This is a genomic window from Thalassospira xiamenensis M-5 = DSM 17429, from assembly GCF_000300235.2.
GTDB lineage: Bacteria > Pseudomonadota > Alphaproteobacteria > Rhodospirillales > Thalassospiraceae > Thalassospira > Thalassospira xiamenensis.
Map to the genome: position 1 here is coordinate 3,170,001 of NZ_CP004388.1, position 12,085 is coordinate 3,182,085.

Here is a 12,085-nt window from a genome sequence, read left to right on the forward strand (position 1 = left end):
AGATCGGCCGCAATGGGGGTTATGGCAACTATATCCGTCTGCGCCACAACGATTCCTATGATACCGCATATGCCCATATGAAGGGCTTCGCCAAGGGCCTTAAACAGGGATCGCGGGTCAAGCAGGGGGATGTCATCGGTTATGTCGGCACCACCGGCGCATCGACCGGCCCGCACCTGCATTTCGAAATCCTGAAAAACAACGCCCAGGTCAACCCGATCAAGGTCAAGATGCCAAGCGGCAAGACCCTTAAAGGAAACGAACTGAAAACTTTCCTGGCCAAGGCAGAGGGGCTCCGCGGGCAATATGCCGAACTTTCGATGCATAACCGCAAAGTCGCCAGCGCCGAATAAACAGCACTTCCTGAAAATTTAGCAAGCCCGCCATTTGGCGGGCTTTATGCTTTTGGTGCCTGCTCGCCCCCCAGCATTTTATGCAGTTCAAGAATAAGACCGTCATAGAAATCACGTGCCATACCCGATAACGGCCGCACGTTGGACGTAATGATTTCCAGTGGCTCCATAATGCGAGGACGAAACGGCAGCAACCGGATGTTGGGAAAGTTGAAGGCATCGCTGAAATACCGGCAATTAAGCGCATCGACCAATGTCAAACCCATGCCGAGATTGACAAACGACATGGCATGAACCGTCGTATGGACCTCGATGATACGATTGAACGTGATCCCGGCATCGTCATAAGCCCGGCGCAATTCCCGTGTGGTGGCATTTTCCGAATCAAGTGTGATCCAGGGGGATGTTCCGGCATCCGCCAATGTCACCTCATCAAGCCGGGCGGCCGGGTGATCAAGTGGAACGGCACAGAAGCAGGGCAAATCCATCGAAACCGATTCATGGCTAAGCGAGCTTTCGGATTTATCCACCAGCCCGATCTGATACTGCCCGGATGCCACCCCCTGCCGAATCACTGAACAACCCGCATGATGCAGGCTGACCTGCACACCGGGATTCCTTTTCATGTAATCGGCAATCAATTCCGGCAAAAAGCGATAGGCAGGGCCAAAGATGGAACAGATCCGCAGACGCCCGCCCTTATTATTGCGTGCCGCTTTCAGACTGTCTTCAAGATGGCTAAGCCCTTGCAGAATTGAATAAACTTCATCATGCAGGAAGTGCGCTTCGTCGGTCGGCAGGAGTTTACCGTTATGTCGGACGAATAGCTTGTAACCGATTTCCGCCTCGAAATTCGCCAGCATCTTGCTGGCAGCAGGCTGGCTGACGAAGCTTCGTTCGGCCGCGCGGGTGATACTGCCAGTGACAAAAACCTCGTGAAATATCCGTAAACGCTTGATATTCATCAATCATAACTCGAAGTTATCGAACCATTAAAAACATTCAATACCATTATTCTTGTTCTTATCCTAGGATCACGATGATTTTGCGCCGGGGGGCCGGAAATCGCGTCTGATGCAGCAGCATCACAGATTGCGATACGGAAAACCGGTTTGCAGAAACAGCATCAACAAGAACCTTAATCAGGGAAGCATAATGAATAAATTTGCCTCGGCTCTGGCTGTCAGTGCAGCCATGATTTTCGTCCAGACGTCGGCCAGTCAGGCCGAAGAAGGCACATCGACACTTCAGACCGTCAAGGATCGCGGCAGTGTCAGCTGTGTGATCGGGAACTCCTTCCCGGGCTTTTACAGCCTGAACAAGGAAGGCGAATGGCAGGGCATGGATATCGATATGTGCCGTGGTGTTGCCGCAGCCGTTTTCGGAGATGCAGGCAAGGTCAACTTCCTGCCGGTTCAGTGGGCACAGAGCTTTACCACGATCAAAAGCGGCAAGGGCGACATCCTTTCCAAAGGCATGACCTGGACGCTGTCACGTGATGTAAGCCAGGGCCTCGACTTCCTTGACACCTATTTCTATGACGGCCAGGGCTTCATGGTCCGCAAGGACCTTGGTGTCACGTCTGTCAAACAGCTTAAAGGGGCGACGGTCTGCGTGCTGACCGGCACGTCAAGCGAACTGAACCTTGCAGATTACAGCCGGACACATGGTCTGGACCTGAAAACCGTTGTTTTCGATGATTCGGCCGTGCGCAACACCGCGTTCTTTAACGATAACTGCGACGCGCTGACCAATGACAAATCCGGCCTTGCCGCACAACGTTCCGCCGCACCGAACCCGGCAGATTATGTTGTTCTGCCCGAAACCATTTCCAAGGAAGCCCTGTCATTTGCCGTCAAACAGAATGATAGCGAATGGGCCAATGTCGTGAAATGGACCTTCCAGGCGATGGTTGCTGCCGAGGAATACGGCATTACCTCGGAAAATGTTGATGACATGCGCGCCAATTCGGAAAGCCCGATCATCCGTCGTATTCTCGGGGTCGAAGGTGATCTGCATGTCGGTCTGGGATTGCCGCAGGACTGGGCCTATCAGGTCATCAAGAATGTTGGCAATTACGGCGAAATCTATGAACGCAATGTCGGCCCGGACAGCATTCTGGGTCTGGACCGCGAAGGTACGCTGAATGCCCTTTGGCAGGATGGCGGCCTGATGTATGCAAAGTCATTCCGTTAATTCCGTACGTTCAGGCAGGCTGGTGATCCAGCCTGCCTGAATGCCCCACATTCCCACGGTTACCCCGGTATGAACTTTATTTCGCCATCGCGTCCAAAACCCGGCATCGCGCACAGCATTTTCTCCTGTCTGAACAAGGATTCAACACGCGGCGTGGTCATACAGGCCGCAACGCTTGGCCTTGTGCTGGCAGTTCTTTTGTATCTGTTTTCAAATTCGGCACAGAACCTTGACAGGCTCGGTCTGAGTTTCGGGTTTGACTTTCTGCAAACGACCGCCGGCTTTGACATAAGCTGGAGCCTGATCGCCTATGACCCGAGCATGAGCTATTGGCGGGTCTTTCTGGTCGGGATCGTCAACACCCTGTTCCTGTCCTTCTGTGTCATTGTCTTTGGCACCCTTATCGGCACCATTGTTGGCATTTTGCGCCTGTCCCATAACCCGTTGGTATCGCAACTGGCGCGATGCTATGTCGAGGTGGTCCGCAATGTCCCACTGCTGATCCAGATTATTTTCTGGTTCACCACCGTCTTTTCCGCCCTGCCGCCACCGCGCAGCGGTTACGGGTTTGCCGGGCTGATCTTTTTGAACAATCGCGGCTTTTACATGCCATCCGCCGTCAGTGATATGTCTGGCTGGCTGATTGCCGCAGTAAGCCTGATATTGCTTGGCACGCTCTGGTTCCTGCTGCGTAGCATACGTCGCCAGCAACGCCAGAACGGATCGGTCAGCCGTTCGTACCGGATTGCCTTTGCCCTCTGGGGTCTTGTGTTATGTGGCATGGCCCTGATCGTTGGCAGTTCATTGCGCTGGTCGGTACCCGCGTTGCAGGGCTTCAATATCGAGGGCGGCATGTTTTTGCCCTCGGCATTTGGCGCGGCCTTTATCGCAATGACGGTTTACCGGTCCGCCGCCATTGCCGAAACCGTGCGTGCGGGTATGGAATCCATCAGCAAGGGACAACATGAAGCCGCCGCGACCATCGGCTTTTCACGGTTTCAGACGCTTCGCCTGATCCTGATTCCACAGGCCGTTCGCGCCATTATTCCCCCGCTTGCCAATTCCTGGCTGGTCGCGACCAAGGATTCGTCGCTTGCCGTTGCCATCGGCTTTCCCGAACTGGTGTCGGTCTTTATGCAGACATCGGTCAACCAGACGGGGCGCGCGATCGAGATCATTTCGATGGTGATGGGCTTTTACGTCGTGGTCAGTCTGATCATTTCATATCTGCTCAACAAATATAACGCCCACGTGCAAATCAAGGCGAGGTAAGCAATGTCTGAACAGAAGCTCAAACATTTCGTTCCCACCCCGCCCCGCCTTCCGGCCACGAACGAGCAAAACCTGCTACGCCGCATTCAAAAGCGCTGCTTTAACAGCATCGGCAACAGCCTGCTGACCATTTCGGTTCTGGTGCTGATCTATTATGTCGCGAAGTCGTTTCTTGACTGGGCTGTCTTCAACGCGGTGTGGAATGCGGCCACCCGGCGCGAATGCATGGATATAAGCCCGGATGGTGCCTGCTGGGCCGGTGTGATCGACTGGTTTAACGGCCTGATTTACGGACGTTATCCGGATGAAGAACAATGGCGCGTCAATAGCGGTGTCATCATGGCGCTTTTGTGGTTATTGCCCCTGATGACCCGGCGCATTGCCTATCGCAATTCCATCCTGATCAGCTGGATCACCCTGTATCCGTTCCTTGGGGCCTATATGTTTCTTGGCGGCACCTTCGGACAGGATGTCGGGATCATTCATATGATCTTTACGTCGCTGGCTGCGGGCTACTTCATCCTGCTGTATCTGAACTGGATGCTGTGTGCCGCCGGGCAGCCATCCCTGCCGGAAAGGCTGACACCGCTGACGTCAAAGCTGTTTCGGCGCGGGCAACATATGAACGGTTTCCTTTTGGTCTGGGCCGTTCTGTCGATCCTTTGCGGCGGCGTACTGGCGCAGGTGCATCTGGAACCGGTTCCGGTGGATCGTTGGGGCGGATTGTTCCTCACACTGATCATTGCATCCTTTGCGATTACCATGTCCATTCCGGTCGGCATTCTACTGGCCCTTGGGCGACGCTCGAAACTACCGGTCATTCACTGGCTATCGATGATGCTGATCGAACTGGTACGCGCGGTTCCGCTGATTACCGTTCTGTTCATGGCCGTAACCCTTTTGCCGATCTTTTTGCCAAGCGGTGCCGAGCCCGACAAGCTGTCGCAGGTCCTGTTTGCGGTCTGCCTGTTTGCCGGGGCCTATATGGCCGAAAACATTCGCGGCGGCCTGCAAGCCATTCCCGACGGCCAATATGAAGCCGCCCAGACACTGGGCCTTGGCTATTGGTTGACCATGGGGCTGATCATTCTGCCACAGGCCATGCGGCTGATGATCCCCAACATCATGACATCCTTTATCAGCATGCTCAAAGACACGACCCTGGTGTCGATCATCGGCCTGTTCGACATCATGCTGATGGCGCGCAATATCGCCAACGACAAAAACTGGATCGGCCTTCATACAGAGCCGCTTGCCCTGATTTCGATCCTGTTCTTCGTGATGTGCTACGGCATGTCGCAATACAGCCTGAACCTTGAAAAACGACTGAAAGCGCATCGCTCATGACTCTGTCTGATCCGCAGGCACCGGCAGGCAAACTGTCCCGCCCGGCCATTGAAATCGATAACCTGAACAAATGGTTTGGATCCTATCACGCCTTGCGTGACGTCTCCCTGACCGTTGGCGAGCAGGAGATCATGGTGGTGTGCGGCCCCTCTGGCTCCGGCAAGTCCACTTTGATTCGCTGCCTCAATCATCTTGAAGAATATCAGGAGGGCCGGATTTGCGTCTTTGGGCAGGAACTTGCCCGCGACCAGAAAAGTGACCGGTTCATTCATCAAACCATGGGCATGGTATTTCAGAACTTTAATCTGTTTCCCCATCTTACGGTTTTACAGAATTGCACGCTTGGCCTGACATGGTTGCGCAAGAAAACCGAAAGCGAAGCCCGCGATATCGCCATGGGATTGCTTGAACGTGTTGGCATCGAGCATCTTGCGGATCGCTTCCCCGGGCAGCTCTCCGGCGGTCAGCAACAGCGCGTGGCGATTTCGCGCTCCCTCGCGATGGACCCCAAAATCATGCTGTTTGATGAACCGACATCCGCCCTTGACCCCGAAATGGTCAAGGAGGTGCTTGATGTGATGGTCAAGCTTGCTGAAACCGGCATGACCATGGTGTGTGTCACCCACGAAATGCAGTTCGCCCGTCAGGTCGCCGACCGCGTGGTGTTCATGCAGGACGGCGAAATTGTTGAAGTTGGCCCACCTGAGCAAGTCCTCTTGCATCCGCAATGGGATCGCACGCGGGAGTTCCTCAATCACATTCTGTAGGTCCTAGTCCCTAATCCCCGATACACGCCCTGAAACGGAACACATCGAGATGTTGGCAAAACATTCATCGAACTATATCCATGCGCCTTATTGGCAGGCGGCCATCGCGCCGAAAAAACCCGAAGCATCGATCAACCACCGCGATCTTCCCAAGCGTGCCGATACCGTAATTATCGGCGGGGGCTATACCGGCATCTCGGCCGCCATCACCCTTGCCCGCGCCGGGCAGAAAGTCGTTGTTTTCGAAGCCGACGCGTTCGGTAACGGTGCCAGCAGCCGCAATGGCGGAATGCTTGGCCCAAGCTTCAGCAAGCTGGGTGAAAATGGCCTTGAACGCCAATATGGCCGCGAACAGGTTCACGCCACGATCCGCGAAAGTCTGGCTGCCTTTAACTGGCTGGTCGATTTCATCCGCACCGAACAGATCGATTGCGACCTTCAGATATGCGGCCGTTTTCGCGGCGCCAGTCACCCCGCTCACTATGCCGGTCTGATCGAACAGGCCAGCGAAATTGCCAAGATTGTCGACTTCTCCGCAATTGAAATCAGCCGCACCCAACAGGGCGACGAAGTCGGATCGAACGCCTATTACGGCGGCGTGGTTTATCCGACCGATGGCGCGGTCCATCCGGCCAAGCTTTTTCACGGTCTGTGTGAAATTGCAAAGCGCGACGGGGCATTACTGTTTGATCACAGTCCCGTACGTCAGGTGATTAAAAACAACAGCCAGTTCACCATCAGCATCGATGACAAGAAAATCACCGCCGATCATGTCATCATCGCGACCAACGGCTATACCGGCGGGCCGTTCGGTAAATTCAAACGCCGCCTGATTCCGATCCGCTCCGCGATGATTGCAACCGAAGAATTGCCGGAATCCGTCATCCGGTCGGTGTCACCCAAACTACGCTGTCATGGCAGCACCGAACGCCTGTCGGTCTATTACCGTCCCTCCCCCGATGGCAAACGCATCCTGTTTGGCGGGCGGTCGCTTGGTTATGGTGATTGCCCGCAGATATATCATAAATACCTGCAAAACTTCATGACGCGCCTGTTCCCGCAGCTATCAAACGCAAAACTTGATTACGTCTGGTCGGGCAAAATCGCCTACACGTTCGATCATGTCCCCCATATCGGGGTAATGGATGGCATGCATTATGCCATGGGCTATTGCGGATCGGGTGTCGGACGGGCGAATTACTTCGGACGCAAGATTGCGCAAAAGGTGCTTGATCAGGCCGAAGGTTACACAATCTTTGAAGAATTCCCCTTCAAGACCCGCCCGTTCTATACCGGTCATCCGTGGTTCCTGCCCGCGATCATGAAATGGCACAGTCTGGCGGATCGACTTGGGTTTTAGGGGCGGCATTAATCCCCCTCGGAAACAAGAAAAGGGCGGCCCGACGGGGCCGCCCTTGCTCGTTTTTCAATCCATAGCCGATTGTTGGGGCCTATGCTGCATCCTGTTCGAACTGCAACCTGGCCAGACGTCCATAAAGCGGGTTTGATTCCATAAGTTCCTGATGGGTCCCTATGGCAATCAGCTTTCCGTCATCAATCACGGCAATCCGGTCGGCATGCAGCACGGTTGCCAGTCGATGGGCAATCACAAGGGTGGTGCGTGTTGCCATGATGGTTTCAAGTGCCTTCTGGACCACCTGCTCGCTTTCGGCATCCAGCGCACTGGTGGCTTCGTCAAGCAGCAGAACCGACGGATTGCGCAGGATTGCGCGCGCAATCGCGATGCGCTGGCGCTGCCCACCCGAAAGACGAACGCCCCTTTCCCCCAGGAAGCTGTCAAAACCGTCGGGCAACCGATCAAGGAATTCGGTTGCATGGGCGGCATCGGCCGCCGCCCGGACGTCCTCGTCGGACGCGTCAGGGCGGCCATAGCGGATGTTTTCCCACGCATTGGCGGCAAAAATCACCGGATCCTGCGCCACCAGACCAATCCGTTCGCGCACGGCTATCGGATCAGCCGTACGGATATCGACGTCATCGACTTTGATCACGCCGTTCGCCGGATCGTAGAATCGCAGCAAAAGCTGAAACACGGTGGTTTTGCCCGCACCCGACGGGCCGACAAGTGCTACGGTTTCCCCCGGTTTGACCTGCAACGAAAAACCGGTCAGTGCCGAGCGGTCCGGGCGCGCCGGATAATGGAAAGTGACGTTTTCAAAACTGACATGGCCAAGATGTTTTTGCGGCATCTGGACGGGGTTTGCCGGTGCGGCAATCGCCGGTTCGGTTTCAAGCAACCCCATCAGGCGTTCAGCCGCCCCCGCCGCGCGTTGCAGATCACCGATCACTTCACTGATGGCACCTACAGAACCGGCAACAACAATGGCATAGAACACAAAGGCAGAAAGGTCCCCGGCCGAAATCGTGCCATCAAGCACGTCATGCCCGCCGATCCATAAAATCGTCCCCACCGCGCCAAAGACCATGACGATAACGATGGCGGTCAGAAGGGCGCGCGCCGAAATACGCGAAATCGCGGTTTTGAATGCGCCTTCGACAAAGCCATCAAACTTGTCGCTTTCAATCTTTTCGTGGGTATAGGCCTGAACCGTCCGCAGCGCATTGAGCGATTCTTCGGAAAAGGCACTGACATCGGCGATGCGGTCCTGTGCCTCGCGCGACAGGCGGCGTACCCGGCGCCCGTAACCGATGATCGGCACCACCACCAACGGCACGACGAGCAAAACAAGTGCGGTCAGTTTGGGGCTGGTGATCGCCAGCATGGTCAGACCGCCGACAAACATCAGGATATTGCGCAGCGCAATCGAAACACTTGATCCGATCACAACCTGCAAAAGGGTGGTGTCTGTTGTCAACCGCGAGAGGACTTCACCCGTCCGGGTGACCTCAAAGAATCCCGGATCCAGCCGGATGATATGGGCGTAAACCGCCGAACGGATATCGGCAACAACACGCTCCCCGATCCACGATACCAGAAAGAACCGGGCATAGCTTGCCCCGGCCATAAGCAGCGTTACGGCAAACAGAACAAAAAGCGCCTGATCAAGCAGGGAGGCATTGCCATCGGCAAACCCCTGATCAACAAGCATGCGCAACCCGCTGCCAAGCGCAAGCACCGTGCCCGACGCAACAACCAGTGCCACCATCGCGCCGGCAACCTGCAACCTGTAGGGCCGAACGAAGGGGATAATGGCGCGAAGAGCGGAGAAATTACGACTGGAGTCCCTGTCTGCAAGACGGGGTGAAGTACGAGGATTTAATGCCACAGCAGCCTTCCAGTTTACGCTTTTCCTGCCATTTCCATGATCGGATCAGTCGAGATCAAGTCGCCGACCGGTCTTCACCGCAAGATCAGCCGAAAGCTGATCGGTCAGCGTCGTCGACCCGCGGGTCGAGGTCCAGCTTTCATTGTCTTCATCGAAATCATAATGGCTGGCTCCGCTGACCGGCGAGGACATCCATATCTGGCGGTTCGGACCATGTTTATTGATGATGAACTGTTCACCCGAGTCGAGCTCGATCGTCAGGATTCCCGATTGCAGATCGACATCAAGATCATCGCCCATCTCGTCATCTATATGATCCGAGAGGGTTTCGATGGTGTCATCAGCAAGCTGATGGAAGCGGGTTTCATCAAGGGCCACGATCAACACTCCGTCTGTCAAAAGGGGCAAAACGCCCCCTGGCAAGGCGACAATTTCATATGCTGGCGCACCATACTATATAAAGAGTCTCGCGCAAGTCTGCATCACACAGGAACCACGGATTATTACCCGATGCGGTGTGCAATATCACCCTGCCCGCCGGGAAAAAACGCCTATCGCAACCGTTAATCAGGCTTTATCCAATAATTCCCGGATACAGGGGTTGCATAGGTCGATTTTTTACCTTATACACCGCGCTTCAAATTCCGGAGTGATAGGCGATGAAAAAAGACATCCATCCCGATTACCATGAAATCACCGTTCAGATGACGGACGGCAGCAGCTTCACCACCAAATCGACCTGGGGCAATCCGGGCGACGTTCTGAAGCTTGACATCGATCCGAAAAGCCATCCGGCTTGGACTGGTGTTCATCGTCTGCTCGACAGCGGCGGTCAGCTCGCGAAGTTCAAAAAACGCTTCGCCGGTTTCAATATCGGTAATAACTAAGCAAATTTCGCCTTTCTGGCGATTTATGGGATCAGCGCCCGCTAGCGTCTTCATGATGCTGCGGGCGTTTTTCTTTTCCGGATGCAGAATCAGAATGGTATGCAACCCAGCTATACGGTGGCATTAGCCATATTTAATGGTCATCCGGACATTTTCTTGCCATAATCTTCAACCGGCGCTATACCGCGCGGAAAACGGGGATGGGGTCCCCCTATTGTCAGGAAGACTGGGCTAAGCGAATGAACCAGGTGATTGCGCGCACCCAGGTCAGTTATGAGGTCTATGTAAAAGACCGTTCAGGGCGTTGGGAAATTCACGCCCACTTTACCGGTGCGCAGAAAAAGCAGGCCGAGGAAGAGGCGCGCTCGATTGAAAAGATGGCGCATGTCTCGGCTGTGAAGGTCATTCGCGAAGTCTATAACCACGCGACCAATGCTGCGGATGAATATGTCATCTATGAAACGCGGCAAAGCGGCGCAAAAGACAAACCCCAGAACGCATCAAAGACAGCACCAACCCGCCCGGCCCCGGCGCGTGCGCCAGCAAGCCCCCCCGAACAGGTTTCCCCACCGGCCCCAAAACCGGCCCGGACAAAGGTCAAAACAGCCAGCCCGGATGAAAGCCCGGGCCTCATTGCTGTGGCGCTGAAACTGGTGATGGCGTTTTGCATCGCGATTGCCATCGGTCTGGTTGCGATGCTTGGCGCATCTCACGGGCTTGAATATCTGCCGCGTATGGGACTTTCGATCAGTCAGGGCTTCTACGACAAGGCCAATTTCATATCCTTTATTGTCGGCTTCCTTGCCAGTGCGACACCGATGCTGATGAGCATCACAAGCAAATTCAAGGGCAAGGCGCGAAAAGAGCCGGCGCAACAGCCCGTGGCCAAACGTTCCGCCAGACCGGGGCGCAAGACGGCATCGCCGAACCGCCCGTCCTTATCGGGCAGCTTTGCAGAAATGGCCGCCGAGGTTGCGCGTTCTGAAAATGAAGCAATGCCCGACATCGATGCGGATGAAACCGACGATACCCAATCCGCATCCGAACAGCGCGATGACGGCATCCCCGATCAGCCAATGACCGTAACGCCAGCCCTTCAGGCCACGCGCGAGGTCATGAAATCCTTCATCGCCGGTTCGATAGAAGCCATCAAGCGGACCGTTCCGAACATGGACGCCTACCACAAATTCGGCGTCAATCTATACGTTGCCGGTGCCTGTGACGCCTGTAGCGAGAAGAACGCCCTTGGCACCAGTCAGGGACGAAGTGTTCTGAAGGACTGCATTTCCGCACTTGGGGCAACCCACAATATGGCCGACACATTCTGCAAGAATGTCGACAGCTATATCCTGGAACCGAAATACAAGGACATGTATGGCGCGGGCAGAAGCTCGATGGATGCCTACATGAAGGACGAGCAGAGCATCACCACATCGGTGTCGCGTGCGATTGCGTCATGGTCCGAAAAGCCGACTGGCGCGCCAGCAAACGCAAATAACAAGCTGCATGCGCTGATGTTTACCGACATCGTCAATTCGACCCAGATGACCCAGCAACTGGGCGATGTCGGCGCCCAGAAGATGGTGCATATCCACAACCAGATCGTGCGCACCGCCCTGATCAATAATTACGGCAAGGAAGTGAAGCATATGGGGGATGGCATCATGGCCGTGTTCCCGTCGTCTGCAAGTTCCGTCGAAGCCGCCATCGAAATTCAGCGCAACATGACGCAGCATAATGGCCGCGAGGACCTGAAATTCCAGATTCGCATCGGCATCAATGCCGGCGAGGCCATTGCCGAAGAAAACGATCTGTTTGGCAGCGTCGTGCAGCTTGCCGCACGTGTCTGCGCCCAGGCCGGTGGGGATGAAATTCTGGTATCGCAGAACGTGAAGGATACCTACGCCGGCAGCCGGGCAACCTTCACATCGAAAGGCACACGCCAGATGAAGGGCTTTGCCGAACCGATAGAAGTCTTTGCCGCGACCCCGCGCGCCTAAAGCATTTTGCCTTTA

The 12,085-nt window shown here is 55.1% G+C and carries 11 protein-coding genes (1 of these 11 running past the window's edge); 8 read left to right on the forward strand and 3 right to left on the reverse strand.

Annotated elements, in window-relative coordinates; genetic code table 11:
• Positions 1-353, forward strand: partial view of a M23 family metallopeptidase gene (locus TH3_RS14700; protein ID WP_233421781.1) — the final stretch only. The gene continues 958 nt to the left of window position 1, outside the view; 353 of the gene's 1,311 nt are visible here — the last part of the coding sequence; its start codon lies beyond the left edge, outside the window; its stop codon occupies positions 351-353.
• Between the two features lie 44 nt (positions 354-397).
• Here TH3_RS14700 and TH3_RS14705 read toward each other — a convergent pair whose 3' ends face one another.
• Positions 398-1,318 carry a LysR family transcriptional regulator gene (locus tag TH3_RS14705; protein ID WP_007092408.1) on the reverse strand — a complete coding sequence of 307 codons (921 nt, stop codon included), beginning with the start codon at positions 1,316-1,318 and terminating at the stop codon, positions 398-400.
• A gap of 190 nt (positions 1,319-1,508) precedes the next feature.
• On the opposite strand from TH3_RS14705, the gene TH3_RS14710 reads away from it, so the two are divergent.
• The 5 genes from TH3_RS14710 (at position 1,509) to TH3_RS14730 (ending at position 7,295) form a co-directional block, all read left to right on the forward strand.
• Entirely contained in the window at positions 1,509-2,549 is a 1,041-nt protein-coding gene (locus TH3_RS14710) for an amino acid ABC transporter substrate-binding protein (RefSeq protein ID WP_007092407.1), read from the forward strand.
• Between the two features lie 69 nt (positions 2,550-2,618).
• The gene (locus TH3_RS14715) at positions 2,619-3,821 is read left to right on the forward strand and encodes an amino acid ABC transporter permease (protein ID WP_007092406.1); all 1,203 of its coding nucleotides are present in this window, start codon (positions 2,619-2,621) and stop codon (positions 3,819-3,821) included.
• 3 nt (positions 3,822-3,824) lie between these two features.
• Positions 3,825-5,168, forward strand: a complete 1,344-nt coding sequence (locus TH3_RS14720) for an amino acid ABC transporter permease (protein ID WP_007092405.1) — start codon at positions 3,825-3,827, stop codon at positions 5,166-5,168.
• Positions 5,165-5,935, forward strand: a complete 771-nt coding sequence (locus TH3_RS14725) for an amino acid ABC transporter ATP-binding protein (protein WP_007092404.1) — start codon at positions 5,165-5,167, stop codon at positions 5,933-5,935. The genes TH3_RS14720 and TH3_RS14725 overlap by 4 nt, the downstream gene beginning before the upstream one ends.
• A 49-nt stretch (positions 5,936-5,984) precedes the next feature.
• Positions 5,985-7,295, forward strand: a complete 1,311-nt coding sequence (locus TH3_RS14730; protein ID WP_007092403.1) for an NAD(P)/FAD-dependent oxidoreductase — start codon at positions 5,985-5,987, stop codon at positions 7,293-7,295.
• A gap of 91 nt (positions 7,296-7,386) precedes the next feature.
• Here the strand turns inward: TH3_RS14730 and TH3_RS14735 are convergent, their stop codons facing one another.
• A complete protein-coding gene (locus tag TH3_RS14735) occupies positions 7,387-9,183 on the reverse strand; it encodes an ABC transporter transmembrane domain-containing protein (protein ID WP_037990143.1) in 1,797 nt (598 codons plus the stop codon).
• A 45-nt stretch (positions 9,184-9,228) separates the two neighbouring features.
• Positions 9,229-9,561, reverse strand: a complete 333-nt coding sequence (cyaY, locus tag TH3_RS14740) for an iron donor protein CyaY (RefSeq protein ID WP_007092401.1) — start codon at positions 9,559-9,561, stop codon at positions 9,229-9,231.
• A 281-nt stretch (positions 9,562-9,842) separates the two neighbouring features.
• Here cyaY and rpmE point away from each other — a divergent pair, with 281 nt between their 5' ends.
• Both rpmE and TH3_RS14750 read left to right on the forward strand, forming a co-directional pair.
• On the forward strand, positions 9,843-10,070 hold the full coding sequence (gene rpmE, locus TH3_RS14745; RefSeq protein WP_007092400.1) for a 50S ribosomal protein L31: 228 nt from the start codon (positions 9,843-9,845) through the stop codon (positions 10,068-10,070).
• 239 nt (positions 10,071-10,309) lie between these two features.
• Complete coding sequence (locus TH3_RS14750) at positions 10,310-12,070, forward strand: adenylate/guanylate cyclase domain-containing protein (protein ID WP_007092399.1); 1,761 nt, start codon at positions 10,310-10,312, stop codon at positions 12,068-12,070.
• Positions 12,071-12,085: the final 15 nt, after the last annotated feature.

What these genes read in the sequence shown, in the direction of transcription:
- rpmE (WP_007092400.1), top strand. Translation starts at nt 9,843, where the DNA reads ATGAAAAAAGACATCCATCCCGATTACCATGAAATCACCGTTCAGATG.
- TH3_RS14720 (WP_007092405.1), top strand. Translation starts at nt 3,825, where the DNA reads ATGTCTGAACAGAAGCTCAAACATTTCGTTCCCACCCCGCCCCGCCTT.
- TH3_RS14715 (WP_007092406.1), top strand. Translation starts at nt 2,619, where the DNA reads ATGAACTTTATTTCGCCATCGCGTCCAAAACCCGGCATCGCGCACAGC.
- TH3_RS14705 (WP_007092408.1), bottom strand. Translation starts at nt 1,318, where the DNA reads ATGAATATCAAGCGTTTACGGATATTTCACGAGGTTTTTGTCACTGGC.
- TH3_RS14750 (WP_007092399.1), top strand. Translation starts at nt 10,310, where the DNA reads ATGAACCAGGTGATTGCGCGCACCCAGGTCAGTTATGAGGTCTATGTA.
- TH3_RS14710 (WP_007092407.1), top strand. Translation starts at nt 1,509, where the DNA reads ATGAATAAATTTGCCTCGGCTCTGGCTGTCAGTGCAGCCATGATTTTC.
- TH3_RS14730 (WP_007092403.1), top strand. Translation starts at nt 5,985, where the DNA reads ATGTTGGCAAAACATTCATCGAACTATATCCATGCGCCTTATTGGCAG.
- TH3_RS14725 (WP_007092404.1), top strand. Translation starts at nt 5,165, where the DNA reads ATGACTCTGTCTGATCCGCAGGCACCGGCAGGCAAACTGTCCCGCCCG.